The 25999-nt window shown below is 59.4% G+C and carries 27 protein-coding genes; 12 read left to right on the top strand and 15 right to left on the bottom strand.

From position 1 onward, the window contains the following. Positions 1 to 23: 23 nt before the first annotated feature. The gene (gene mreB, locus TU82_RS17595) at positions 24 to 1061 is read right to left on the bottom strand and encodes a rod shape-determining protein MreB (RefSeq protein ID WP_002555108.1); all 1038 of its coding nucleotides are present in this window, start codon (positions 1059 to 1061) and stop codon (positions 24 to 26) included. Between the two features lie 210 nt (positions 1062 to 1271). Here mreB and gatC point away from each other — a divergent pair, with 210 nt between their 5' ends. The 5 genes from gatC (at position 1272) to TU82_RS17570 (ending at position 6120) form a co-directional block, all read left to right on the top strand. Then, entirely contained in the window at positions 1272 to 1559 is a 288-nt protein-coding gene (gatC, locus tag TU82_RS17590; protein ID WP_005784804.1) for an Asp-tRNA(Asn)/Glu-tRNA(Gln) amidotransferase subunit GatC, read from the top strand. Between the two features lie 16 nt (positions 1560 to 1575). After that, a complete protein-coding gene (gene gatA / locus TU82_RS17585) occupies positions 1576 to 3027 on the top strand; it encodes an Asp-tRNA(Asn)/Glu-tRNA(Gln) amidotransferase subunit GatA (protein WP_057724556.1) in 1452 nt (483 codons plus the stop codon). A gap of 10 nt (positions 3028 to 3037) precedes the next feature. Then, the gene (gatB, locus tag TU82_RS17580; protein ID WP_057724555.1) at positions 3038 to 4483 is read left to right on the top strand and encodes an Asp-tRNA(Asn)/Glu-tRNA(Gln) amidotransferase subunit GatB; all 1446 of its coding nucleotides are present in this window, start codon (positions 3038 to 3040) and stop codon (positions 4481 to 4483) included. A gap of 159 nt (positions 4484 to 4642) precedes the next feature. After that, positions 4643 to 5014, top strand: coding sequence for a septal ring lytic transglycosylase RlpA family protein (locus TU82_RS17575; protein WP_057724554.1), 372 nt, complete (start codon positions 4643 to 4645; stop codon positions 5012 to 5014). 26 nt (positions 5015 to 5040) lie between these two features. After that, entirely contained in the window at positions 5041 to 6120 is a 1080-nt protein-coding gene (locus TU82_RS17570) for a calcium/sodium antiporter (RefSeq protein WP_057724553.1), read from the top strand. 30 nt (positions 6121 to 6150) lie between these two features. On the opposite strand, the gene TU82_RS17565 is transcribed toward TU82_RS17570, so the two are convergent. Next, positions 6151 to 7092: an AEC family transporter gene (locus TU82_RS17565; protein ID WP_057724552.1), complete on the bottom strand. Its 942-nt coding sequence runs from the start codon at positions 7090 to 7092 to the stop codon at positions 6151 to 6153. Between the two features lie 307 nt (positions 7093 to 7399). On the opposite strand from TU82_RS17565, the gene TU82_RS17560 reads away from it, so the two are divergent. The 3 genes from TU82_RS17560 (at position 7400) to TU82_RS17550 (ending at position 9592) form a co-directional block, all read left to right on the top strand. Beyond that, positions 7400 to 7999, top strand: a complete 600-nt coding sequence (locus TU82_RS17560; RefSeq protein WP_057724551.1) for a GNAT family N-acetyltransferase — start codon at positions 7400 to 7402, stop codon at positions 7997 to 7999. A 313-nt stretch (positions 8000 to 8312) separates the two neighbouring features. Beyond that, positions 8313 to 8891, top strand: a complete 579-nt coding sequence (locus TU82_RS17555) for a lysophospholipid acyltransferase family protein (protein WP_124422380.1) — start codon at positions 8313 to 8315, stop codon at positions 8889 to 8891. After that, a complete protein-coding gene (locus tag TU82_RS17550) occupies positions 8888 to 9592 on the top strand; it encodes an HAD-IB family phosphatase (protein ID WP_057724549.1) in 705 nt (234 codons plus the stop codon). The genes TU82_RS17555 and TU82_RS17550 overlap by 4 nt, the downstream gene beginning before the upstream one ends. Positions 9593 to 9606: 14 nt before the next feature. Here TU82_RS17550 and garD read toward each other — a convergent pair whose 3' ends face one another. The 4 genes from garD to kdgD form a co-directional block, all read right to left on the bottom strand. After that, the gene (gene garD / locus TU82_RS17545) at positions 9607 to 11160 is read right to left on the bottom strand and encodes a galactarate dehydratase (protein WP_057724548.1); all 1554 of its coding nucleotides are present in this window, start codon (positions 11158 to 11160) and stop codon (positions 9607 to 9609) included. Positions 11161 to 11170: 10 nt separating this feature from the next. After that, the gene (locus tag TU82_RS17540; RefSeq protein ID WP_057724547.1) at positions 11171 to 12535 is read right to left on the bottom strand and encodes an MFS transporter; all 1365 of its coding nucleotides are present in this window, start codon (positions 12533 to 12535) and stop codon (positions 11171 to 11173) included. A 177-nt stretch (positions 12536 to 12712) separates the two neighbouring features. Then, positions 12713 to 14158: an aldehyde dehydrogenase family protein gene (locus tag TU82_RS17535; protein WP_057724546.1), complete on the bottom strand. Its 1446-nt coding sequence runs from the start codon at positions 14156 to 14158 to the stop codon at positions 12713 to 12715. A gap of 54 nt (positions 14159 to 14212) precedes the next feature. Beyond that, positions 14213 to 15124 carry a 5-dehydro-4-deoxyglucarate dehydratase gene (gene kdgD, locus TU82_RS17530; protein WP_057724545.1) on the bottom strand — a complete coding sequence of 304 codons (912 nt, stop codon included), beginning with the start codon at positions 15122 to 15124 and terminating at the stop codon, positions 14213 to 14215. A 235-nt stretch (positions 15125 to 15359) separates the two neighbouring features. Here kdgD and TU82_RS17525 point away from each other — a divergent pair, with 235 nt between their 5' ends. Beyond that, on the top strand, positions 15360 to 16538 hold the full coding sequence (locus tag TU82_RS17525) for a hypothetical protein (RefSeq protein ID WP_057724544.1): 1179 nt from the start codon (positions 15360 to 15362) through the stop codon (positions 16536 to 16538). 151 nt (positions 16539 to 16689) lie between these two features. Next, entirely contained in the window at positions 16690 to 16890 is a 201-nt protein-coding gene (locus TU82_RS17520) for a hypothetical protein (protein WP_057724543.1), read from the top strand. A gap of 8 nt (positions 16891 to 16898) precedes the next feature. Here TU82_RS17520 and TU82_RS17515 read toward each other — a convergent pair whose 3' ends face one another. The 8 genes from TU82_RS17515 to rplM all read right to left on the bottom strand — a co-directional run bounded on the left by TU82_RS17515 (position 16899) and on the right by rplM (position 22694). Beyond that, positions 16899 to 17648 carry a FadR/GntR family transcriptional regulator gene (locus tag TU82_RS17515; protein WP_057724542.1) on the bottom strand — a complete coding sequence of 250 codons (750 nt, stop codon included), beginning with the start codon at positions 17646 to 17648 and terminating at the stop codon, positions 16899 to 16901. A gap of 158 nt (positions 17649 to 17806) precedes the next feature. Beyond that, entirely contained in the window at positions 17807 to 18226 is a 420-nt protein-coding gene (locus TU82_RS17510) for a ClpXP protease specificity-enhancing factor (RefSeq protein WP_057724541.1), read from the bottom strand. A gap of 17 nt (positions 18227 to 18243) precedes the next feature. Beyond that, complete coding sequence (locus TU82_RS17505; RefSeq protein WP_010213164.1) at positions 18244 to 18861, bottom strand: glutathione S-transferase N-terminal domain-containing protein; 618 nt, start codon at positions 18859 to 18861, stop codon at positions 18244 to 18246. Positions 18862 to 19008: 147 nt separating this feature from the next. Next, the gene (locus TU82_RS17500) at positions 19009 to 19788 is read right to left on the bottom strand and encodes a cytochrome c1 (protein ID WP_057724540.1); all 780 of its coding nucleotides are present in this window, start codon (positions 19786 to 19788) and stop codon (positions 19009 to 19011) included. Continuing rightward, a complete protein-coding gene (locus TU82_RS17495; RefSeq protein ID WP_003188526.1) occupies positions 19788 to 20999 on the bottom strand; it encodes a cytochrome b in 1212 nt (403 codons plus the stop codon). The genes TU82_RS17500 and TU82_RS17495 overlap by 1 nt, the downstream gene beginning before the upstream one ends. After that, positions 20999 to 21592: a ubiquinol-cytochrome c reductase iron-sulfur subunit gene (petA, locus tag TU82_RS17490; RefSeq protein ID WP_057724539.1), complete on the bottom strand. Its 594-nt coding sequence runs from the start codon at positions 21590 to 21592 to the stop codon at positions 20999 to 21001. The genes TU82_RS17495 and petA overlap by 1 nt, the downstream gene beginning before the upstream one ends. 266 nt (positions 21593 to 21858) lie before the next feature. After that, on the bottom strand, positions 21859 to 22251 hold the full coding sequence (gene rpsI / locus TU82_RS17485; RefSeq protein WP_003171743.1) for a 30S ribosomal protein S9: 393 nt from the start codon (positions 22249 to 22251) through the stop codon (positions 21859 to 21861). A 14-nt stretch (positions 22252 to 22265) separates the two neighbouring features. Further along, positions 22266 to 22694 carry a 50S ribosomal protein L13 gene (gene rplM, locus TU82_RS17480; protein ID WP_003171742.1) on the bottom strand — a complete coding sequence of 143 codons (429 nt, stop codon included), beginning with the start codon at positions 22692 to 22694 and terminating at the stop codon, positions 22266 to 22268. Positions 22695 to 22943: 249 nt separating this feature from the next. Between rplM and TU82_RS17475 the strand changes: the two genes are divergently transcribed. Continuing rightward, positions 22944 to 23984, top strand: coding sequence for an NADP(H)-dependent aldo-keto reductase (locus tag TU82_RS17475; protein ID WP_057724538.1), 1041 nt, complete (start codon positions 22944 to 22946; stop codon positions 23982 to 23984). A gap of 113 nt (positions 23985 to 24097) precedes the next feature. On the opposite strand, the gene TU82_RS17470 is transcribed toward TU82_RS17475, so the two are convergent. After that, the gene (locus TU82_RS17470; protein ID WP_057724537.1) at positions 24098 to 24799 is read right to left on the bottom strand and encodes an acyl-CoA dehydrogenase family protein; all 702 of its coding nucleotides are present in this window, start codon (positions 24797 to 24799) and stop codon (positions 24098 to 24100) included. A 220-nt stretch (positions 24800 to 25019) separates the two neighbouring features. On the opposite strand from TU82_RS17470, the gene TU82_RS17465 reads away from it, so the two are divergent. Further along, positions 25020 to 25940: a GlxA family transcriptional regulator gene (locus TU82_RS17465; RefSeq protein WP_173667510.1), complete on the top strand. Its 921-nt coding sequence runs from the start codon at positions 25020 to 25022 to the stop codon at positions 25938 to 25940. Positions 25941 to 25999: the final 59 nt, after the last annotated feature.

The following is a 25999-nucleotide window of genomic DNA, read 5'->3' as shown; positions in this document are numbered from 1 at the left end:
CAGCATGAACCGTCCAGGCGATGTTATTCGCTGGAGAGCAGGTCCATGGTGTGTTTATCCATCATTTCCAGTGCACGACCACCGCCACGGGCAACGCAGGTCAGCGGGTCTTCGGCGACGATCACCGGCAGGCCGGTTTCCTGGGCCAGCAACTTGTCGAGGTCGCGCAGCAAGGCGCCACCACCCGTCAGTACCAGGCCACGCTCGGCGATATCGGAGGCCAGTTCCGGCGGCGACTGCTCCAGAGCGCTCTTCACCGCCTGAACGATGGTGGCCAGGGACTCTTGCAGAGCCTCCAACACCTCATTGGAGTTCAGGGTGAAGGCACGTGGCACACCTTCGGCCAGGTTGCGACCGCGAACATCGACTTCGCGTACTTCGCCGCCCGGGTAAGCGGTACCGATTTCCTGCTTGATGCGCTCGGCGGTGGATTCGCCGATCAGGCTGCCGTAGTTACGACGCACATAGGTGATGATCGCTTCGTCGAAGCGGTCGCCGCCAACGCGTACGGATTCGGCATACACCACACCGTTCAGGGAAATCAGGGCGATCTCGGTGGTACCGCCACCGATATCCACCACCATCGAACCGCGCGCTTCTTCAACCGGCAGGCCGGCGCCGATTGCGGCGGCCATCGGCTCTTCGATCAGGAATACTTCGCGGGCACCGGCGCCAAGGGCCGATTCACGGATGGCACGACGCTCCACCTGGGTGGATTTGCACGGAACGCAGATCAGCACACGAGGGCTGGGCTGCAGGAAACTGTTTTCGTGAACCTTGTTGATGAAGTACTGCAGCATCTTCTCGCAGACGCTGAAGTCGGCGATCACGCCGTCTTTCATCGGACGAATGGCAGCAATATTGCCTGGTGTACGGCCGAGCATGCGCTTGGCCTCGGTGCCGACGGCAACGACACTTTTCTGATTACCATGGGTCCGAATGGCCACAACCGATGGTTCATTCAGGACGATACCGCGCTCGCGCACGTAAATAAGGGTGTTGGCAGTGCCCAGGTCAATGGAAAGATCGCTGGAAAACATGCCACGCAGTTTCTTGAACATGGGAAAGGGACCCTAGGCAACGCGTGGGTAAAAAAGTGCGGCAAACTCTAACAACGACAGGGATTTTGGGCAAGGCGCCAATGTGCTAAATTGGCCGACTTTCTGTGCACCAACCCCCACAATCGCGGCCTTATGACCGTAGAAATGCGGTAGTGTTCCGACAATCTAACACACGGACGCCCTCCGTTCTGTTTTCCACTGGAGAATCCCATGGCGCTTGAACGCTCCGACGTGGAAAAAATCGCGCATCTGGCCTCGCTTGGCCTCAATGACGCCGATCTTCCACAGACCACCGCAGCCCTGAACAGCATTCTCGGGCTGGTTGACCAAATGCAGGCCGTCGACACCGACGGCATCGAGCCCCTGGCTCACCCGCTGGAAGCCAGTCAGCGCCTGCGCGCAGACGTCGTGACCGAGCGCAATAACCGCGAGGCCTACCAGTCCATCGCGCCAGCGGTCGAAAACGGCCTGTACCTGGTTCCGAAAGTCATCGACTAAAGGGAAAGAGCCTTTCATGCATCACATGACTCTGGCCGAGATCGCCCGCGGTCTCGCCGACAAAACGTTTTCAAGCGAAGAGCTGACCAAAACCCTGCTGGCGCGTATCGCCGAGCACGATCCCAAGGTCAACAGCTTCATCAGCCTCACCGAGGAGCTGGCCCTGAGCCAGGCCAAGGCCGCCGACGCACGTCGCGCCAACGGTGAAAACGGCGCGCTGCTCGGCGCACCGATCGCCCACAAGGACCTGTTCTGCACCCAGGGCATTCGCACCAGCTGCGGCTCGAAGATGCTCGACAATTTCAAAGCGCCCTACGACGCTACCGTGGTCTCCAAACTGGCCACCGCCGGCGCCGTGACCCTGGGCAAGACCAACATGGACGAATTCGCCATGGGTTCGGCCAACGAGTCGAGCTACTACGGCGCGGTGAAAAACCCCTGGAACCTGGACCACGTTCCCGGCGGTTCCTCCGGTGGTTCGGCTGCAGCCGTGGCTGCACGCTTCCTGCCGGCCGCTACGGCGACCGACACCGGCGGTTCGATCCGCCAGCCGGCAGCGTTCACCAACCTCACCGGCCTGAAGCCGACCTACGGTCGCGTTTCCCGCTGGGGCATGATCGCCTACGCTTCCAGCCTGGATCAGGGCGGCCCATTGGCACGCACCGCCGAAGACTGCGCAATATTGTTACAAGGCATGGCAGGCTTCGACAAACAGGACTCCACCAGCATCGATGAACCCGTGCCGGACTACAGCGCCAGCCTGAATGACTCGCTCAAGGGTCTGCGCATCGGCGTGCCAAAAGAATATTTCAGCGCCGGCCTCGACCCGCGTATCGCCGATCTGGTGCACAACAGCATCAAGGAGCTGGAAAAGCTGGGCGCGGTGATCAAGGAAATCAGCCTGCCGAACAACCAGCACGCGATTCCCGCCTACTACGTGATCGCGCCGGCGGAGGCGTCCTCGAACCTGTCGCGTTTCGACGGTGTGCGCTTCGGCTATCGCTGCGAAAATCCGAAGGACCTCACCGACCTGTACAAACGCTCCCGTGGCGAAGGCTTCGGTGTCGAAGTACAACGCCGCATCATGGTCGGTGCCTACGCCCTGTCCGCCGGCTACTACGACGCGTACTACCTCAAGGCGCAGAAGATCCGTCGCCTGATCAAGAACGACTTCATGGCGGCCTTTGAAGAAGTCGACGTGATCCTCGGCCCGACCACGCCGAACCCGGCGTGGAAGATCGGCGCCAAGACCGGCGACCCGATCGCCGAGTACCTGGAAGACCTCTACACCATCACCGCCAACCTCGCGGGCTTGCCGGGCTTGTCCATGCCCGCAGGTTTCGTCGATGGCCTGCCGGTCGGCGTGCAATTGCTCGCCCCGTATTTCCAGGAAGGCCGCCTGCTCAATGTGGCGCACCAGTACCAGTTGCACACCGACTGGCACACCCGCACCCCTACCGGCTTCTGAGGAGAACACTATGCAATGGGAAGTCGTGATCGGGCTGGAGATTCATACCCAGCTCGCCACCCAATCGAAGATTTTCTCCGGCAGCGCCACCACGTTCGGCTCCGCGCCCAACACCCAGGCCAGCCTGGTGGACCTGGGCATGCCCGGCGTCTTGCCGGTGCTGAACCAGGAAGCGGTGCGCATGGCGGTGATGTTCGGCCTGGCGATTGACGCCGAGATCGGCCAGCACAACGTGTTCGCGCGCAAGAACTACTTCTACCCGGACCTGCCCAAGGGCTACCAGATCAGCCAGATGGAATTGCCGATCGTCGGCAAGGGCCACCTGGACATTCCCCTGGAAGACGGCACCATCAAGCGTGTCGGCGTCACCCGTGCGCACCTTGAGGAAGACGCCGGCAAGAGCCTGCACGAAGAGTTCCCCGGCGCCACCGGCATCGACCTGAACCGTGCCGGCACGCCTTTGCTGGAAATCGTCTCCGAGCCGGACATGCGCAGCGCCAAGGAAGCCGTGGCCTACGTCAAGACGATCCACGCGCTGGTGCGTTACCTGGGCATCTGCGACGGCAACATGGCCGAGGGTTCGCTGCGCTGCGACTGCAACGTGTCGATCCGTCCCAAGGGCCAGGCCGAATACGGTACGCGCTGCGAGATCAAGAACGTCAACTCGTTCCGCTTCATCGAGAAGGCGATCAACAGCGAAGTGCGTCGCCAGATCGAGTTGATCGAGGACGGCGGCAAGGTCATCCAGCAAACCCGCCTGTACGACCCGAACAAAGACGAAACCCGCGCCATGCGCAGCAAAGAGGAAGCCAACGACTACCGCTACTTCCCCGACCCGGACCTGTTGCCGGTGGTGCTGGAAGACTCGTTCCTCAGCGATATCCGCGCCACCCTGCCGGAGTTGCCGCAGCAGAAACGCGAGCGCTTCCAGGCGCAGTTCGGCCTGTCGGTCTACGATGCCAGCGTCCTGGCCTCCAGCCGCGAGCAAGCCAACTACTTCGAAAAAGTCGTGAGCATTGCCGGCGACGCCAAGCTGGCGGCCAACTGGGTCATGGTCGAACTGGGCAGCCTGTTGAACAAGCAAGGCCTTGAAATCGACGAAGCACCGGTCAGCGCCGAGCAACTGGGCGGCATGCTGCTGCGCATCAAAGACAACACCATCTCCGGCAAGATCGCCAAGACCGTGTTCGAAGCGATGGCGGCAGGCGAAGGCAGCGCCGATGAAATCATCGACAAGCGCGGCCTCAAGCAAGTCACCGACAGCGGCGCGATTTCGGCCGTGCTCGATGAAATGCTCGCGGCCAATGCCGAGCAGGTCGAACAATACCGTGCGGCTGACGAAGCCAAGCGCGGCAAGATGTTCGGCTTCTTCGTCGGTCAGGCGATGAAAGCGTCCAAGGGCAAGGCCAACCCGCAACAGGTCAACGAACTGCTCAAAAGCAAGCTTGAAGGCTGATAGCGCAGAACGGTCCGAGTGGGATGTCATGCTCGACTCGGCCCCATGTGGGAGGGGGCTTGCCCCCGATGAGGGTGTGTCAGTCGGCACATGTATTGACTGCTGCACCGCTATCGGGGGCAAGCCCCCTCCCACATTTGTTATTGGGGACATTTTGAAATGAAGCGTCTACTCGGCCTCCTGGCCCTGTCTTCCCTGCTGGCCGGTTGCGCCAGCGGCCTCATCGACCCCAACGGCTACGACGAAACCGGCATCGCCTCCTATTACGGCGCCAGGCACCATGGCAAACGAACCGCCAGCGGTGAAGCCTTCAACCAGAACGCCATGACTGCCGCCCATCGGCGCCTGCCCTTCGGTACTCAGGTCAAGGTGACCAATCTCGCCAACAACCGCTCTGTGGTGGTGCGCATCAATGATCGCGGACCGCATGGCCGCGGGCGCCTGATCGACCTTTCACGCAAGGCCGCCGAGCAACTGCGTATGCTGGGCAGCGGCACCGCACGGGTGCGCGTGCAAGCCCTGAACAACTGATCGAGGCCGCCTTGAGTATTTTCGGATTGAACGCCCTCTCGCCCTGGAGCCTGCTTGAACTGATCAGCGGCTTGCTGCTGCTGATCGTCGGCGCTGAAATCCTGGTGCGGGCCGCGGTACGCCTGGCTGCGAGCCTCAAGGTGCGGCCGTTGATCATCGGCCTGAGCATCGTCGCCTTCGGCAGCAGCGCGCCACAGATGGCGGTCAGCCTGCAAGCCACCCTGGCCGGCAACACCGACATCGCGGTGGGCAGTGTGATCGGCAGCAGCATCTTCAATATCCTCGTCACCCTGGGCTTGTCGGCGTTGATCATTCCGTTGCGGGTGTCACGGCAACTGGTGCGCCTGGATATCCCGGTGATGATCGTCGCCGGCCTGCTGGTGTTCATCCTTGCCGCCAATGAGGCACTGACGCCGCTCGACGGCCTGGTGCTGCTGGTGGCGCTGGTGGCCTACCTCGGCGTGCTGCACTACCAGACCCGCCATTCGCGGCGCCCACGCACGCTGGCCACCGTGACCAGGGCGCCCTGGCTGAGCAGCGTGCTGTTGATGCTTGGCGGGTTGCTGTTACTGGTGCTGGCCGGACACTTGCTGCTGGGGGCGGCCGTGGCGGTGGCGAGCGACCTGGGCCTGTCGGAGCGCATTATCGGCCTGACGTTGATCGGCGTCGGCACCTCGCTGCCCTGCCTGGCCACGTCGCTGATCGCCGCCTTGCGTGGCGAGCGGGAGATCGCCGTGGGCAATGTGATCGGCAGCAACCTGTTCAACCTGCTCGGCGTGCTGGGTTTTACCGCCCTGGTGGCGCCGTCGCCGCTGTCGGTCTCGCCCAACGCCCTGGACTTTGACCTGCCGGTCATGCTCGGCACAATCACCCTGTGCCTGCCGGTGTTCTATACCGGCTACCGCGTCACCCGCGCCGAGGGGCTGGTGTTGCTGGGGCTGTACCTGGCGTATGGCCTGCATGTCATGGCATTCACCACCGGCATGCCGCTGGCTACCAAACTTGAGCAATTGATGCTGTTTTACGTCCTGCCGGCGCTGGTGCTGGTGCTGTTGTTCACGTCGCTGCGCGCCTGGCGCCGTCAACACAAGAGGGAATCGCACTGACCGCTCGGAAAAAGCCAGCCGCTGCAGGCGTCAGATCCAGCCGCCCGCCTGCAACACAAAGATGCCGATGTTCGTGGTCACCGCCGCCATCAAGGTGGTGATCACGATAATTGCCGCCGCCAGCTCATGATTACCCTCGGCCGCCCTGGCCATCACGAAGCTCGCCGCCGCCGTCGGCGCGCCGAAGTACAGGAACAGAATCCCCAACTCCGGCCCACGGAACCCCAGCAGCCACGCGCCCAGTGTGGCGATCACCGGCAACCAGACCATCTTCATCAGGCTCGCGCTCAAGGCCATGTTGCCGCTCTTGCGCAGCGCCGCCAGGGACAAGGTGCCGCCGATGCAGATCAGCGCCAGGGGCAGTGTCGTGTCCGCCAGGTACCCCAGGGATTTTTCCAGCCAGCCGGGCAGGCCGATCTGGAAGTACGCAAACGGCGCCGCGACAATCACGCTGATGATCAGCGGGTTGGCCACCACACTCTTGAAGATGCTCCACGGGTCGGACTTGATCACCGGGCTGTACACCGCCAGCACAATGGTGGAGAGCGTGTTGTAGAACAGGATCACCAACGCCGCGAGAATCGCACCGAGGGAAATCCCGTAGTCGCCGTACATGCTGGCAGCCAGCGCCAGGCCGATCACCCCGTTATTGCCGCGAAACGCGCCCTGGGTATAGATGCCACGGTCTTCGCGCTTGCAGCGAAAAATCGCCCAGCCCCACGCCATGGCAAAGCTCACCAACGTGGCCACGGCAAAGTAAATCAGCAAACCCGGCTTGAGCGCCGCATGCAGGTCGGCATGCAGGATGCCCAGGAACAGCAGCGCCGGCATGGTGACGTTGAACACCAGGGACGAGGCGGTATGGATAAAGTTGTCGTTGATCCAGTTGATGCGCTTGAGCAGCACACCGAGGAACAGCATGGCGAACACCGGCGCGGTGATGGTTAGCGTCGTGAGGAAAATAGCGAGCATGCTGTATCAGCCTTGAGTCCTGTTATCAGGGAGTCGTAATAATAAAGCACTGGGGTGTGCGGCTGACATTTCATTTAACAATAGGCCTGCAAATAAAATCCAGGATCAGAGAACTGCATCCATTTGTAGGATGTAATTCAAAGTTCTTGGCTCAGCTCAGCCCATCCCACAAAACGCTACACAAGCTCCTACACACTGATAAGAATCCGCGCCTCTGCATTATCGGCATCTCCCCTGAAAATCCTCCCTGTAACATTTTAATTATCCGGTAGCGAACCATCATGTGTTCGAAACACAAGGGGTGACTATGCGTAGATCCTTCAGTCAATTGCACAATGTGCATATCAGGAGCTGGGACAATCAGGACATTGAAGGCTATGCCGACCTGCTCGCTGATCCGGAGGCAATGAAGTTCATTTCGGCCGGCACTACACGAGGCAGGGACGCCGCCGCCAATGAAATTTCGGTATTCACAAAAGAACTTATCGATCAGGACTGGTCACGCTGGGCTGTAAGCCTGGGCGTGGAAGGATCATTTATCGGTTATGCAGGATTCGCAAAAAAAGAATTTGGCATCAACTTTGGCAACCGTTTTCTCAGGAAATACTGGGGCACGCCCTACCCCTTTATTGCGATTCATCTGGCGCTCGAATACGGTTTCCAACGCCTGGGATTTGAGCAGGTCTACACGCTTACCAATATCCACCATCACCGTGCACTGGAGATGAACAGAGCATTTTTGCATATGCCCGCGGTGGCGGGAGAAGTCATAGATACCGCCTATGGTCCTCACATAAAAATTGATCTTACACGTGAGCGGTTCCAGGAAATAAGGCTGGCAAATCTCGAGCGAATCACACGGTTCTCGCGCCGCATGAAAAAGCCTGAACACACCAAGTCCGCTTGACGAAAATCACCATTGAGTATTCGCTCCCTTGAAAATACAACCGGCTCCCGCTTGCCCTTTGCACTCCGTAGCGGACCTCTGCAGTCGAGAAACCTGGGCTTATCCTAGTTTCCCAAGGCAACTTTATATGCCCTTTGGCTACATACTGGCCATCCTTCGCATGTTCTTGATAGTTGTACTAAGCCTGTTAGCCTGGCCATTTCCACTAGCCGTCAAGCGCGTCATATACCGAGGTATTCTCTGGATAATGGGCCTGAGGGTCAGGTGCGCACTTACAACGCGACAAATCGCAACCCTTACCGATGGTTGTGTGGTGGCCGCCAATCACGTAAGCGTTATTGATCCGTTCGCCATACTGGCAATGCCTGGCGCAACGCTTGTGGCCTCGAGCGGCTACAACAGGGTTATCAGCCTCACTGCATTCCTTTTGATCAAGTGCGCGGGTGGCCGCGTCTGGAACGGCGCGGATAAAAAGACGTTTTCACGTAACCTGCGTAGTCTGCGAGACGCCCCCCAAGGCACCGCCCTTTACACCAATCCCGAAGCGACCATCAACAATGGCCGTGGCTTGTATCGCTTCCGCCCCGGGCTGCTGAGCCGCGGGTTGCCTGTGGTGCCACTTGCGGGACGCTTGATTCTGCCCTTTGGCCTGGTTGCGAGCCCGCTTCATGCGTCAGGTCTGGCGTGCTTTCTGCGCCTGCTGGCCATGCCCTGGATGACCGTCGAAATGACATACCTGGAACCGGTGGAGCGCAATGAAAACCAAAGCGGCCAAGCATTTTCGGACTTAATACAAGCGCGTATCGCCGAGCACCTGGGCATCGCAGCAACCCGGTGGACCCGAGAAGACAAACACCACTACCGTCGGATAGATGCGCAGGCACACCCATGACAACGACCCGTGACACGCATGTCATTTTCGACTTCGACCAGACCCTGGTAAACCACGAAAGCACCCTGGAGATCGTCAAGTCGGCCATTGGGGAAAGTCCGAATGCCCAGCCAATGCTGGAGCAACTGCAACTCATCACGCCCAAGGCGTTGTCGGGCAAGGCCAGCCTCTGGGAAATGCTGTCTGTGATGAAAATGATCCCGTATATCCGCAAGCATCATATTCAACGGTACGTCGACACCATCATTGGCAGCCTCGACCCGTCCCTGGAGCAGACAATGCACGACCTGCAACAAGAGGGTACGCGTGTGTACATCCTCTCCGGAGGTTACACAGAGTGCATCACCCCGATTGCCCAATCACTGAATATCGACGCCCATAATGTCATCGCCAACCGTCTTTTCTGGGCCGGTTCGCGAGCGATGTGCCCCAGGCCATCACCGCTGATAAACCCCGGCAGAGGGAAAAGTAGCATCGTGCAGCGATGGCGCAAGGAAGGCCGGCTGACGGGTCGAGCCCTGATGGTCGGAGATGCCAGATCCGACTATCAGGTGTATGCCGATGGCTGGGTCGACGGTTTCGTTTGCGCTGACTATTACACGAAGCAACCCATGCCCGAGATGTCCGGGCACGTCCTTCGAGCTGACGCGCCCATCCAGATTCACGCGCACATCCAGGCGTTGATGAACGAGCGTTGCTGACGGAAACGACAGCCCTAGGTGATTGGCGCGGGGTTGAACAAGGTGATGTCGTTGTGCAGCTTGTGCCGCTCCGCCCACGTCTGCTTCCTGCCGCTGGCCACATCCAGGTAGAAGTGAAACAACTCCCAGCCCAGCTCCTCGATACTCGCGCGCCCGGTGGCGATGCGCCCGGCGTCGATATCGATCAGGTCCGGCCAGCGCTGCGCCAGCTCGGTGCGTGTCGACACCTTCACCACCGGCGCCATCGCCAGTCCGTAAGGCGTGCCACGCCCGGTGGTGAACACATGCAGGTTCATCCCCGCCGCCAGCTGCAAGGTGCCGCACACAAAGTCACTGGCCGGGGTTGCGCAAAAAATCAGGCCCTTGGTCTTGAAGCGCTCGCCTGGACCGAGCACGCCGTTGATCGCGCTGCTGCCGGACTTGACGATGGAGCCCAGGGACTTCTCGACGATATTCGACAGCCCGCCCTTCTTGTTGCCCGGCGTGGTATTGGCGCTGCGATCCGCCTCGCCCTTGGCCAGGTAACGGTCGTACCAGTCCATTTCACGCACCAATTCTTCGGCAACTTCCTTCGTCTCTGCGCGAGAAGTCAGCAGGTAGATGGCATCGCGGACTTCGGTGACTTCCGAAAACATCACCGTCGCGCCGGCACGCAGCAACAGGTCGGAGGCATAACCCAGCGCCGGGTTGGCGGTGATGCCGGAAAACGCATCACTGCCACCGCATTGCATGCCCAGGATCAGCTCGGACGCGGGCACCGTTTCGCGGCGGCGCAGGTCGAGCTTTTTCAAACGGACTTCGGCCAGCGCCATGATCTGCTCGATCATCTCGGTGAAGCCGTGGCTGGAATCCTGCAACCGGTACAGCCAGGGCTCACTCAGGTCGACGGAGCTGTCGTTGTCGTGCATCACTTGCCCGGCCTGCAATTTCTCGCAGCCCAGACTGATCACCAGAGCTTCGCCGCCCAGGTTCGGGTTGCGCGCCAGGTTGCGCACGGTACGGATCGGGATGTAGGCATCCGTCGCCGTGATCGCCACGCCGCAGCCATAGCTATGCGTCAGCGCCACCACATCGTCGACGTGCGGGTACCTGGGCAGTAATTCATCCTTGATGCGCTTGACGGCATGATCCAGCACGCCGGTCACGCACTGCACCGTGGTGGTGATCCCCAGGATATTGCGCGTGCCCACGGTGCCATCGGCATTGCGATAGCCCTCGAAGGTGAACCCCTCCAGCGGCGCCTGGGTTTCGGGTACGTCGGTGGACAAAGGAAGGCTGTCCAGCGGCGGCGCGGTGGGCATGCGCAACTGGTCTTCCTGCACCCAGCTGCCACGCGGGATCGGCGCCAGCGCGTAGCCGATCGTCTGGCCATAACGAATGATCGGTCCGCCTTCGGGAATATCTTCCAGCGTCACCTTATGGCTCTGCGGGATGAAATCCACGGTGACCAGGCCGTCCGGAAATTCGGTCCCGGCCGGTACGCCCTGGTCGTTCACCACGATCACCACATTGTCACGCTCGTGCAAACGAATCGAGCGCGGCGAGTCGGCATGTTCAATCAACTGCATCACACGAACCTCAGGAATGCGCTTGGGAAAGATGGGTCAACGCAGGGCCTTCGCTTGGCGGCTCCTTGAGCACCACCCGCTTGATCGGGCCGACAATCACCAGGTAGCTGAACACCGCCACCAGCGCATTGGCGCCGACGAACACCAAGGCCCATTTGAACGAGCCGGTGGTGCTGATGATGTAGCCAATCACAATCGGCGTGGTGATCGACGCCAGGTTACCGAAGGTGTTGAACAAGCCGCCACTGAGGCCGGCGATTTGTTTCGGCGAGGTGTCGGACACCACCGCCCAGCCCAGTGCGCCAACGCCCTTGCCGAAGAAGGCCAGCGCCATGAAACCCACCACCATCCACTCAACGTCGACGTAGTTGCACGCAATGATACTGCTGGACACCAGCAGCCCGGCAATGATCGGCGCCTTGCGGGCGAAGGTCAGGGAATGGCCCTTGCGCAGCAGATAGTCGGAAATCACCCCGCCCAGCACGCCACCGATAAACCCGCAGATCGCCGGCAACGAGGCAATGAAACCGGCCTTGAGGATGGTCATGCCACGATCCTGCACCAGATACACCGGGAACCAGGTCAGGAAGAAGTAAGTAATGCCATTGATGCAGTATTGGCCCAGGTACACGCCAAGCATCATGCGATTGGTCAGCAACTGGCGGATGTAATCCCACTTGGGACCGTCGGTTTTCTTACCCTTGCCCTTGTCCTGGTCCATGTCGACCATCGCGCCATTGGCGGCGATGTGATTGAACTCAGCTTCGTTGATCATCGGGTGCTGACGCGGGCTGTGGATAACTTTCAGCCAGATCAGGGAGAACACGATGCCAATGACGCCCATCACGATAAACACGTGCTGCCAGCCGAAGCGATAAACGATCCAGCCCATCAGCGGCGCGAACAACACCGTAGCGAAGTACTGCGCCGAGTTGAAGATCGCCGACGCCGTACCGCGCTCGGCCGTGGGGAACCAGGCCGCCACAATCCGCGCGTTACCCGGGAAGGATGGCGCTTCGGCCAGGCCCACCATAAAGCGCAGCATGAACAGCGCAACCACGGCAGTGGAGATACCGAACTCACCGACGTAGCCTTGCAGCACAGTGAACAGTGACCAGGTGAAGATGCTCAGGGCATAGACTTTTTTCGAGCCGAACCGGTCGAGCAGCCAGCCACCGGGAATTTGCCCGGCCACGTAGGCCCAACCGAATGCGGAGAAGATATAACCGAGGGTGACCGCGTCGATGCCGAGGTCTTTTTGCAGGCTGGAGCCTGCGATGGCGATAGTGGCCCGGTCGGCGTAGTTGATCGTGGTCACCAGAAACAGCATGAGCAGGATCAAATAGCGGACGTGGGTCGGCTTGGTCGCTTGCATGTAGAAGTACTCCCACTAATTATTTTTTTTGCGGGTAATAGTTATGTCTTACTGGGTGCAGCCCCTGTAGGAGCGAGCTTGCTCGCGAAAAACTCACAGGCACCGCGGGCATCCTGAATGCCCGCGTCATCGTTGACGTTCTTCGCGAGCAAGCTCGCTCCTACAGTGAAATGGGGGCTACGACCCGATGTAGCTGGTTTTCACCACGGTGTAGAACTCTTGCGCATAGCGACCCTGCTCACGCGAACCGTAGGACGAACCCTTACGGCCACCGAACGGAACGTGGTAGTCCACCCCGGCGGTCGGCAAGTTGACCATCACCATTCCGGCCTGGGAATGGCGCTTGAAGTGATTGGCGTACTTCAACGACGTGGTGGCGATGCCGGCCGACAGGCCGAACTCGGTGTCGTTGGCCATGGCCAGCGCCGCCTCGTAGTCGGCTACGCGCACCACGTTGGCCACCGGGCCGAAAATCTCTTCACGGCTGATGCGCATGGCCGCTTCGCTGTCGGCAAACAGCGTCGGCGCCAGGTAGTAGCCCTCGGTGTCGCAGGTCACCAGACCGCCACCGCTGACCAGCCGCGCGCCTTCGCTCTGGCCGATGTCGATGTACTTCATGTCCTGGTCCAACTGGGCCTGGGAAACCACCGGGCCAATGTCGGTACCGCTGCTGAGCGCATGGCCGACCTTGATCGACTTCATGCGTTCGGCCATGGCCGCGACGAACTGATCGTGGATACCGGCGGTAACGATCAGGCGGCTGGAAGCGGTGCAACGCTGGCCGGTCGAGTAGAACGCGCTTTGCACCGACAGCTCGACCGCCTGCTTGAGGTCGGCGTCATCGAGAATGATCTGCGGGTTCTTGCCGCCCATTTCCAGCTGCACCTTGGCCTGGCGCGATACGCAGCTGACGGCGATCTGGCGACCGACACCGACGGAACCGGTAAAGCTGATGCCATCGACTTTCGGGCTGTTGACCAGCACATCGCCCACTATGCGACCGCTGCCCATCACCAGGTTGAACACACCGGCCGGGAAGCCGGCGCGGGAAATGATGTCGGCCAGGGCCCAGGCACAGCCGGGTACCAGCTCGGCCGGCTTGATCACCACGCAGTTGCCATAGGCCAGGGCCGGAGCGATTTTCCAGGCGGGGATGGCGATCGGGAAGTTCCACGGCGTGATCAAGCCGACCACGCCGAGGGCTTCACGGGTGACTTCAACGTTGACACCCGGGCGCACCGACGGCACGTAGTCGCCAGACAGACGCAGGCACTCACCGGCGAAGAACTTGAAGATGTTACCGGCGCGAGTCACCTCGCCGATGGCTTCGGGCAGGGTCTTACCTTCTTCCCGGGCCAGCAACGTGCCAAGTTCTTCGCGGCGGGCGAGGATTTCGCTGCCGACTTTGTCCAGCGCGTCGTGGCGCGCCTGGATACCGGACGTGGACCAGGCCGGAAATGCCGCACGGGCGGCGTCGATAGCGGCATTGACCTGAGCGACGTCAGCCTTGGCATATTCGCCGATCAGATCGGAAAGATCCGACGGGTTGATATTGGTGCAGTAGTCGGCGCCGGTTACCCATTCACCGTTGATGTAGTTGTCAAAACGCTTTGCTTGGGACACGAATCTTCTCCTGACGCAAAAGGCCGCTGATCTCTCAGCGGCCTTGTTGATAAGTTATTGCGCGCCTTGCTTGTCGATCAGCGCGGCCAGGGCTTCGTATTCTTCCGGCAACAGATCGGTCAGCGGCGTGCGCACCGGGCCGGCGTCGTAGCCGGCGATTTTCGCACCGGCCTTGACGATGCTCACGGCATAACCGGCCTTGCGGTTACGGATGTCGAGGTAAGGCAGGAAGAAATCGTCAATGATTCTGGAAACGGTGGCGTGATCATCCTTGGCAATCGCGTGGTAGAAATCCATCGCGGTTTTCGGAATGAAGTTGAACACCGCCGAGGAATACACCGGCACCCCCAGGGCCTTGTAGGCAGCGGCGTAAACCTCTGCAGTCGGCAGGCCGCCGAGGTAGCTGAAACGGTCACCGAGACGACGGCGGATCGACACCATCAACTCGATGTCACCCAGGCCATCCTTGTAGCCGATCAGGTTCGGGCAGCGCTCGGCCAGGCGTTCCAGCAGCGGCGCGGTCAGGCGGCACACGTTGCGGTTGTACACCACCACGCCGATCTTGACCGACTTGCACACCGCTTCAACGTGGGCGGCAACCCCGTCCTGGCTGGCTTCGGTCAGGTAGTGCGGCAGCAGCAGCAGGCCTTTGGCGCCCAGGCGCTCGGCTTCTTGAGCGTACTCGATGGCCTGGCGGGTCGCGCCACCGACACCGGCAAGAATCGGCACGCTTGTGGCGCAGGTATCGACGGCGGTTTTTACCACCTGGGAGTATTCGCTGGCGGCGAGGGAGAAAAACTCACCGGTGCCGCCGGCAGCGAACAAGGCGGTGGCGCCATACGGGGCCAGCCATTCCAGGCGCTTGATGTAGCCCGCCTGGTGAAAATCACCCTGGGCATTAAAATCGGTCACGGGGAAAGACAGCAGACCGTGGGAAAGGATGGACTTCAGTTCTTGTGGATTCATTATTCGAACACCCTGGGCGAAGACTTTCTAAGGAAAGCGTTGTTGTTGGTTTAAGTGATGTCGTACGTCATCGTACAACTATAAAAAGATTCGTCAACTGCAATTCATCAGCGCTCATCTTACGCTCGTCGTTGAAACAGGTTTCTTGACGTAGGAGATTTCCCGCCTATGATTCTTTTTACTGTATATAAATACAGTATAAAGGGAAATTCCTACGACATAGCAAGGAGCTAACATGTCAGGTCTTGAATACGCCGCACCCGCAAAAAAGCCCCCTACCCTGCGCTTCGAAGGCGCAGAACACAGCGCCATCGGCGACGATACGCTGTTGCGTTTTGCCAAGGACGCCGCAGCGATGCCTGCACGCGAAGTGCAGCTGCATTTGCCTAACGGGCTGGCGCTGACCTATGGCCAAGTAATTGCCCTGGGTGGCGACTTCTATGGGATTCCCGGCCAACCTATCAGCGATGGCGCTTCCCCTGCCGACCGTGCACAACGCTTCATCGCAGCCTTTAATTCACTGGCAGTCCTGCCTGCTTCGCGAGAAGAAGCCGGCAAGATCCTGGCGGTGATGCAAAAAGAGATCAACGCGGTAAAACAGGCGATAAAGGACGGCAAGCAACCTCATGAAGCCTATGACGCCCTGGGTGATACGTTGTCCGAGGAGTGGAACCGTATCACCGGTGGCGGCAGCGCCATCTCCGCCCTGATTCCACTGGGACGCTACCTGAAACTGGCGGCGGACAATGCCGACCATTTTGGCGAATGGGCATTGTCGGCCTACCTGGCCGGGCATACCGCAGCGCTGCAACAAGCCGTGGTCGCGCATCAGACCGGCACCGACCAGGCACTGGAATTGGCATACGCCATGAACGGCTTTGCCGATCATTTCCTCACCGACCTGTTTTCCGCTGGCCACCTGCGCGTCCCACGCAAACAACTGGCGGCGGTGGTCACACCTGGGGAACTGGGGTCGCTGATCAGCCGCTTCATGCATGACGAAGACAGCAAGTTCGGCCTCAAGGTGCGCAATGCCGTGGGGGATCAGTGGCACGCGTTTGGGGATAAACGCTATTTCGACACTGTTGATGCGGACAATCGGGTGCAGGTCAAACGTGCGGTGCAGGCTTCGGCGGATGAAATTTTCGAGACGTTCATCAGCGGTGTCGCGCCCTCTCCGGCCAGCTTCAGGGCACCGCTGTATGTGCCTGACCTGAATGCAGCGCAAAACCCGGCAAACAATTTCTCGCCATTGTTCAGGATGGAGGGAGACAAGGTGCTGCGCCGTAAGGATGTGAATGACCTTAACGACAAACACTGGACGAATGATTGGTGGGGGTGGAGTACTTATCTGCTGCTCAAGGACTACAAGCCGACCAACCCCCTGCTTGAGATGAATGACCTATTGTCTTGAACCGCTCGTCGCTACTGTCAATTCTGACAGTAGCACGCCCTCCCCAGCAGCCATAAGTTACATCCTACTTTCAGTTACCTCAGTGCGGAGTTCGTCTACAAGCACTGTGATATCGGAAAGCTGCTAACTCTCAAAACTGTGGAGGTGCACGATGTCCAAGGCTTGGAAAGTGAATGTCGTCAAAAGCGGGAAAAAAGCGCGCTCGCTTGATTATGAGCCAAACATTGGTGATGAGATCTATTCCAAAATAGATGATCAAGTTGCTCTCGATCAGGTCGAGCGCAAGATCTTCGACGAGGTGAACAACCAGATTGCGATCTATTTGAAAACGTCCGAAAAGCCATATCCTTGACTGAGCGTCTACCCCCGCTGCGCCTCCGCCTCTTCATGGGCATGGCGCAGCCTCTCCCGACTATTGGTCAAATGCAATCGCATGGCCGCCCGCGCCGCGTCCGAATCCTGACGTGCGATCGCCTCGTAAATCTCTTCATGCTCACGGCTCAGGCGCCCCATGTAGTGCTGCTGGTCATCATGGGCCAGGCGCGCCGAATTCAGGCGGGTACGCGGAATGATGCTGGTGCCCAGGTGGGTCATGATGTCGGTGAAGTAGCGGTTGCCGGTGGACAGCGCAATTTCCAGGTGGAACGCGAAGTCTGACGCCACCGCATCACCCGCGTGAGCCGCGCTTTCATTCAGCGCATCGAGGGCGGCACGCATGGCCGACAGTTGCTCGTCGCTGCGGCGCAAGGCAGCCAGGCCTGCGGACTCCACTTCCAGGCTGATGCGCAATTCGAGAATCGCCAACACATCGCGCAGGGTCACCACGGTGGCCGGGTCGATGCGAAAACCGCTCGGGCTTGGCGTGTCCAATACGAACGTACCGATACCGTGCCGCGTCTCCACCTGCCCCGCCGCCTGCAAGCGCGAGATGGCCTCGCGCACCACGGTCCGGCTGACGCCATGGGCCTCCATGATCGCCGACTCGGTGGGCAGCTTGTCGCCACGCTTGAGCTGGCCGTCGCGGATCTGTTCGGACAACACCGTGACCAATTCCTGGGCAAGGCTGCGACGCTTGCGGGGAAGACGTGGGACGGCGTTGGCGTTTTCCATGATGAGTCATCTTTCTCGGTGAACTGAAGACGCATCATAGCCCATGGCGGTTGTACGATCACCGTTCCTGTCGCGACTTTCATGCCTGTGCGGCAGGCAAAAAAATGCCCCGGCAACCGCCGAGGCATTTTTCAGGCTCGCCCGAAGGCGGCAGCCGCTTACTTCACCACTTTCAAGCTCGGCCGGCCAGTGGGGCGCGGCGGCTCGTTATCCGGTGGCGGTACATCATCGCCGTCTTGCCCTTCGATCGTTTCGTCGTCCTCGAAAGGCGACTCCAGATCAAAGACCATACCTTGGCCGTTCTCACGGGCATAAATCCCAAGGATGGCGCCGATCGGCACGAACAGCGTATGCGGCACGCCGCCGAAACGCCCTTCGAAACTGACCGCTTCGTTGTCCATGTGCAGGTGGCGCACGGCGCTGGGCGATACGTTCAATACAATCTGCCCGTCGCTGGCAAAACCCTGCGGTACCTGAACCGCCGGAAATTCGGAATTGACCAGCATGTGCGGGGTGCAATCATTGTCCACTATCCACTCATAGAGCGCGCGGACCAGATAAGGTCGACTGGAGTTCATCAACGGCTCCTTAAGCCTTAGCGCATATCGCGTTCGACGCCAGACAGACTCGCCTGGAAAGCCTCACGCGCAAATTGGCGCTCCATGTAATCAAGCAACGGCTTGGCCGGCCGTGGCAGTTCAATGCCCAGGATCGGCAAGCGCCAGAGTATGGGTAATAGGCAGCAATCGACCAAACTTTGTTCCTCACTGAGGAAAAAAGGTTTGTCGGCGAACAAAGGCGAAACGCCGGTCAGGCTTTCGCGCAATTCCTTACGCGCCTGTACGCGTGCGGCCTCTTTACTGCGGGTATCCAGAATTACATCCACCAGCCCGCACCAGTCACGCTGGATCCGATGGATCAGCAGGCGGCTGTTGGCACGCGCCACCGGGTAGACCGGCAGCAAAGGCGGATGCGGGTAACGCTCATCCAGGTATTCCATCACCACGGTTGACTCCCACAACGCCAGGTCACGATCGACCAGGGTGGGCAAGCTGCCGTAAGGGTTCACTTCGATCAGTTTCGGCGGCTGACGGCCCGCTTCCACACTGATGATCTCGGCGCTGACACCCTTCTCTGCGAGCACGATGCGTACTCGGTGGGAATAGTGGTCGGCGGGGTCGGAGTAACAGGCCAACCGGTTGGTCACGCCCATGGCGGTCCTCCTCGCTTGTTGAAATTATCGAAAGCTCAAAAACGAGCGCGCCCAGAGAGCATCTCTGTAACGTCCGGTAAAACCGGCGCTACGTGTTCAGAGATGCCGCTGGGCGCGCAAGATTAACAGCAATTGCTTACGGTTGGATCAATGCACATCCTTCCAGTACTCGCGTTTGAGCAGATAGGCGAATACGAAGAAGAAAGCCAGGTACAGCAAGACGTACGTACCGATGCGCTGGTGCTGCAGTTTGACCGGGTTGGCCGAGTAGGCCAGGAAGGTCACCAGGTTCTTGACCTTCTCGTCGAACTGCTCTTCGTTCAGCGTACCGGTCTTGGGCACGATGGTCAGTTGATCACACGCTTCATGGGTCAGCGGCGTGCCGGTCAACGGATCATATTGCTTCTTGCCGTCTTCAACGACCTGAACCTGCTTGCATCCTACCACCTGGCGACCCTGCAGACCGACCAGAACGTTAGGCATGCCGACGTTCGGGAACACTTTGTTGTTCACGCCCCAGGGGCGGGCCGGGTCTTCGTAGAAGGATTTGAGATAGCCGTAGAGCCAGTCGGTGCCACGCACACGCGCCACCAGGGTCAGGTCAGGCGGAGCTGCACCGAACCAGGCCTTGGCGTCTGCCGGCTTCATGCCGATGTTCATGTGATCGCCGATCTTGGCCCCGGTGAACACCAGTTTTTCCAGCATCAACTCATGGGGGATGCCCAGGTCGTCGGCCACCCGTTCGTAGCGCTGGAACTTGGCGCTGTGGCAGCCCATGCAGTAGTTGGCGAACGTGCGCGCACCATCCTGCAAGGCAGCTTTATCGGCGACGTCGATGTCGACTTTTTCCAGTTCCGCGCCATGCTCGGCGGCCAGAGACAGTAGCGGCAGGGCCGCAAGCACTAATGCAACGAATAATTTTTTCATCAGCCAGTCACCCTTTCCGGAACCGGTTTGGTCTTCTCGAGCCGGGTGTAGAACGGCATCAGAATGAAGTAGGCGAAGTACAGGAAGGTGCAGACCTGCGACAGCAACGTGCGCTCAGGGGTCGGCGCCAGGACGCCCAGCACACCCAGGATCACGAACGAGATGCAGAAGACCCACAGCCAGATTTTGCTCAGCCAGCCCTTGTAGCGCATGGACTTGACCGGGCTGCGGTCGAGCCAAGGCAGCACGAACAGCACCGCAATCGCCGCGCCCATCGCAATCACGCCCATGAGTTTGTCGGGGATCGCACGCAAGATGGCGTAGAACGGCGTGAAGTACCAAACCGGGGCAATATGCTCAGGGGTCTTGAACGCATTGGCCTGCTCGAAGTTGGGCTTCTCCAGGAAATAGCCACCCATCTCCGGGAAAAAGAACACGATCGAGCAGAACACGAACAGGAACACGACGACGCCGACAATGTCTTTGACGGTGTAGTAAGGGTGGAATGGAATGCCATCCAGGGGAATGCCGTTCTCGTCCTTGTGCTTCTTGATATCCACGCCATCCGGGTTGTTGGAACCCACTTCGTGCAGCGCCAGGATGTGCAACACCACCAGGCCCAGGATCACGATCGGCAATGCGACGACATGCAAGGCAAAGAAGCGGTTCAGGGTAATGCCGGAAATCAGGTAGTCGCCACGAATCCACTGGGTCAGGTCGTTGCCGATCACCGGGATTGCACCGAACAGCGAGATGATCACCTGGGCGCCCCAGTACGACATCTGGCCCCATGGCAGCAGGTAGCCCATGAAGGCTTCGGCCATCAGCGCCAGGTAGATCAGCATGCCGAACACCCACACCAACTCGCGGGGTTTCTGGTATGAACCGTAGAGCAGGCCGCGGAACATGTGCAGGTAGACGACGATAAAGAACGCCGACGCACCGGTGGAGTGCAGCAGGCGCAGGATCGAGCCGTACTCGACGTCACGCATGATGTATTCGACGGAGGCGAATGCTTCTTCCGCCGACGGCGTGTAGCTCATCGTCAGCCAGACGCCGGTGACGATCTGGTTGACCAGCACCAACAGAGCCAGGGAACCGAAGAAGTAGAAGAAATTGAAGTTTTTTGGCGCGTAATATTTGCTGAGATGGTCTTCCCACATTTTGGTGGCGGGGAAGCGCGCATCCACCCAATCCATGAACTTGCTCATCACGCGTTCTCCTTATCGAGGCCAATGACAATGATGTCGTCAGATTCGTAGTTGTGCGGAGGAACCGGCAGGTTCAAGGGCGCGGGCTGGGACTTGTAGACGCGGCCGGCGAGGTCGTAATGGGAGCCGTGACAGGGACAGAAGTAACCGCCAACCCAATCCTTGCCCAAATCGACGGGCGCGACTTCCGGGCGAAAGGTCGGCGAGCATCCCAGGTGGGTGCACAGACCGACCAGCAGCAGGATCTCCGGCTTGATCGAACGTGCTTCGTTCTTGGCGTAGGCGGGTTGGTCGGATTTCTCGGATTGAGGGTCAGACAACTGGCCTTCGATCTTCTTGAGATTCCCCAGGATTTCCTCGGTACGACGAACAATGAAAACCGGCTGGCCGCGCCATTCAGCAATCATCTGCTGGCCTGGCTCGATCTTGCTGACATTCACCTTCACCGGTGCACCTGCGGCTTTCGCCTTGGCACTGGGAAACCATGACCCCACGAACGGGACCGCAGCCCCCACCGCTCCTGCAGCACCCACCACGGATGTGGCTGCTACCAGGAAGCGACGCCGGCCTGCATTCACGCCGTCATTGCTCATTCAGTCCTCTCCCATCAGCTTTTTGGCCTGTTAAATCAGGCGTCTACTAAGTATTGAATCTTTACTTATAAAAATTTTGACGGATGGTAATGAAAAGCCCCACGTATGACAAGGGAATTGCCCGGGCCACTACCCCCAGGCCTTGTAGTATAGGGGGTCTACGGATGTGGCAAGTTGTCACGGCGAAAAATCTGCATAAATCCAAGGCAATAAAAAACGCCCAGCTCCGTGAGGAGGCTGGGCGTTTTTGTAGAACGTAAAGCGAATTAACGCTTCGAGTACTGCGGACGCTTACGCGCTTTACGCAGACCGACTTTCTTACGTTCAACTTCACGAGCATCGCGAGTTACGAAGCCAGCTTTGCGCAGAGCGCCACGCAGGGTTTCGTCGTACTGCATCAGAGCGCGAGTGATACCGTGGCGGATTGCGCCAGCTTGACCACTTACACCGCCACCGATAACGGTGACGTAGATGTCGAACTTTTCAACGGTCTCGGTCAATTCCAGCGGCTGACGAACTACCATGCGGGCAGTTTCGCGGCCGAAGAAGTTGTCCAGAGTGCGGTTGTTGATCGAGATGTTACCAGTGCCCGGACGCAGGAAAACGCGTGCGGTTGCGGTTTTGCGACGGCCAGTGCCGTAATTTTGAGTCGCCGACATAATGAACTATTCCGTTAAAACTTCAGTTCTTGGGGCTGCTGAGCAGCATGAGGGTGTACAGCGCCCGCATAGACTTTCAGCTTGCGAAACATATCGCGACCCAGTGGGCCCTTAGGCAGCATGCCTTTGACCGCGATTTCGATCGGGGCTTCAGGCTTCTTGGAGATCAGGCCTTCAAAGTTGGAAGACTTGATACCGCCTGGGAAACCGGAGTGACGGTAGTACATTTTGTCTTGCGCTTTGTTGCCGGTAACACGTACCTGCTCAGCGTTGATGATGACAATGTAGTCACCGGTATCAACGTGCGGGGTGTATTCAGGCTTGTGCTTGCCACGCAGACGGCTGGCGACTTCAGTGGCCAGACGACCCAGGGTCTGACCAGCGGCGTCGACGACAAACCAGTCGCGCTGAACTGTTTCCGGTTTTGCAGTAAAAGTTGTCATTCTTTAATAGCCTCAGGGGCCGCCCTGTAAATTAGACGGCGGATCTTACTGAATAGTGCTTACTTTGACAAGGTCAAAGGCAGCCGGATACAGACGCTATCGGGGGCTCGGGTCAGCGCGTCCGTTCAACGGCAAGATTCTTCGGCAGGCGGCGCATCACTTCCACTGCAGAAAGAGGTGGGCAATTATGCAGATTGCGAAAAAAAATTCAACCTGCTTTTATGATTGTTTTCCCCGAAGGAGTACCCGATGGATTATCGACAGCTGGGCCGGACCGATCTGAACGTAAGCGCGATCGCCCTGGGCACCATGACCTGGGGTGAGCAGAACAGCGAGGCAGAGGCCTTTGCCCAGATCGAACGGGCCAAGGCCGCGGGCATCAACTTCCTCGATACGGCGGAAATGTACCCGGTACCGCCCAAGGCCGACACCTATGCCACCACCGAGCGGTATATCGGCAATTACTTCAAGAGCCGTGGCGACCGCGCCGACTGGATCCTCGCCAGCAAGATCGCCGGCCCCGGCAACACCATCGACTACATCCGCGACGGCCACCTGCGTCATAACCGCAGGCACATCGTCGACGCCCTCGATGCCAGTCTCAAGCGCCTGCAGACCGACTGGATCGACCTTTACCAACTGCACTGGCCCGAACGCAGCACCAACTTCTTCGGGCAACTGAGCTACAAGCACAAGGACGAAGACGACCTCACGCCACTGGAGGAAACCCTCGAAGCGCTGGATGAACAGGTCAAGGCCGGCAAGATCCGCCACATCGGCCTGTCCAACGAAACGCCGTGGGGCACCATGAAATTCCTGGCCCTGGCCCAAGCCCGCGGCTGGACCCGCGCGGTGTCGATCCAGAACCCCTACAACCTGCTCAACCGCAGCTTTGAAGTGGGCCTGGCGGAAATCGCCATTCGCGAACAATGCGGCTTGCTGGCCTACTCGCCCCTGGCGTTCGGCATGCTCAGCGGCAAATACGAGGACGGGGCGCGCCCGGCCAAGGCGCGCCTGACGGAATACAGCCGCTTCAGCCGCTACTTCAACCCGCAGTCGGAAGCGGCGTGCAGCCGTTATGTGGCATTGGCGCGGGAGCATGGACTGGATCCGGCGCAGATGGCGTTGGCGTTTGTGACGCAGCAGCCGTTTGTGACCAGCAATATTATTGGTGCCACGTCACTGGAACAGCTCGATAGCAACATTGCCAGTGCCGATTTGAAACTGTCGAAGGAAGTGCTGGAAGGGATTGAGGCGATTCAGAAGGATCATCCGAATCCGGCGCCTTGACTGACCTTCAGGCCGCCATCGGGGGCAAGCCCCCTCCCACATTTTAATCTGCGCACCCGGTCAAGTGTGGGAGGGGGCTTGCCCCCGATGAGGCCATCAGCCACACCACAAGATCAAAGCGCCCGCGCAATGATCTCTTTCATGATCTCATTGGTCCCCGCATAAATGCGCTGCACCCGCGCATCCGCCCACGCCCGTGCAATCGGGTATTCCCACATGAAGCCGTAGCCGCCGTGCAACTGCACGCACTCATCGAGCACCTTGCATTGCAGGTCTGTGGCCCAGTATTTGGCCATTGCCGCAGTGGGCACATCCAGCTCGCCTTCGAGATGCAGCGCCAGGCATTTATCCACGAACACACGGCCGATCTGAATTTCGGTGGACATCTCCGCCAGCTTGAACCGGGTGTTCTGAAAGTCGGCAATCGCCTTGCCGAACGCCTTGCGCTCGCGGGTGTAATCCAGCGTCCACTGCAGCGCCGCCTCCGCTGAAGACAGCGCGCCAACCGCCACGGTCAGCCGCTCCTGGGGCAGTTCCTGCATAAGGTACGCAAAGCCGATGCCCGTCAGCCCCAGTCGGCGGATTTCCTCGATCACCACCGCGCTGTACAAAAAGTCTGCACCCAAGCCGCCATATTCCTCCGGCAGATGGGAGCACCGCATCCCCGCCTCACCGGCCTTGCTCCACAGACTGCGGTCGATATAACCCTGTTTTTCCCATTGCCCATGGAACGGCGCGGCTTCTTTTTCGAGGAACGTGCGTACGCTGTCGCGAAAGAGTTCGTGCTCCGGGCTGAACAAGGTTCTGGGAATCATGGCTCACCTGCGTAGATTGTCGGACAAAAACAAGCCCACAGAGCCTATGCCGCGAATGCGTCACGGGACACTGGACACATTCGACAAAAAATAAGACGATCCAGCCGTCTGGTGACCACTTTCCCCTATAAGAATAAATGAAATCATGCCTAACCAAATCTCCACGCCGTTGCGGCGCGTCAGCATTCTGGCCATTGATCGGGTATTCGCTTCAACCCTCATGCAAGCCAAGGATTTTTTCCACCTCGCCAGCCTGCGTTACGGCAAGCAACAGGGCCTGGGTCTGACCCCTGCGTTTGAAACGCGCCTGGTCAGCCCCGACGGGCAATCGGTGCGCAGTTTCAGCGATGTGATCATGCCGGTGGACGGCGGCCTGGAAGACGCCGACATCATCGTGCTGCCTGCCTTCTGGGACGACTTCGACGCCATGTGCACCCGCTACCCCCAGGTGCTGCCGTGGTTGCGCGAACAACACGCTCGCGGCGCCGTGCTGTGTGGTGAAGCCACCGGAGTGTTCTGGCTGGCCGAAGCCGGCCTGCTCGACGGCAAGGAGGCGACCACCTATTGGCGCTTCTTCACTGTCTTCAGCGAACGCTTCCCCCAGGTTCAGCTCAACCAGGACAAGCACCTGACCGACGCCGATAACCTCTACTGCGCCGGCGGCACCACCTCAGCCTGCGACCTTTATATTTATCTGATCGAACGCTTCTGCGGCGCCAACATTGCCCAGGCCGTGGCCCGCGACATTCTGTATGAGGTGCAACGCAACTATGCGCCGGGGCGTATCGGGTTTGGCGGGCAGAAGCTGCACCAGGATGTGATCATCCTGCAGATCCAGCACTGGCTCGAAGAGCATTTCGCCGACAAATTCCGCTTCGAAGACGTCGCGCGCGAGCATGGCATGAGCATCCGCAACTTCATGCGGCGCTTCCAGGCCGCCACCGGCGACAAGCCGCTGCATTATCTGCAACGTTTGCGCATCGAGACGGCAAAGGGCCTGCTGTCGGCCAGTCGCAAGAGCATCAAGACCATCAGCTACGAGGTGGGTTACGACGATGCGAGCTTCTTTGCGCGGTTGTTCAGGCAGCACACGGAGTTGTCGCCGAATCAATACCGGCAGCAATTCCAGCAGGCCGCTTAAGCAAATGTGGGAGGGGGCTTGCCCCCGATTGCGGTGGGTCAATCACTGCATGAGTTGAC

The sequence above is a fragment of the Pseudomonas orientalis genome (genome assembly GCF_001439815.1).
Lineage (GTDB): Bacteria > Pseudomonadota > Gammaproteobacteria > Pseudomonadales > Pseudomonadaceae > Aquipseudomonas > Aquipseudomonas orientalis.
Note: the sequence above shows the minus strand (reverse complement) of the source record. Positions and strands in the feature narration are given on the sequence as shown.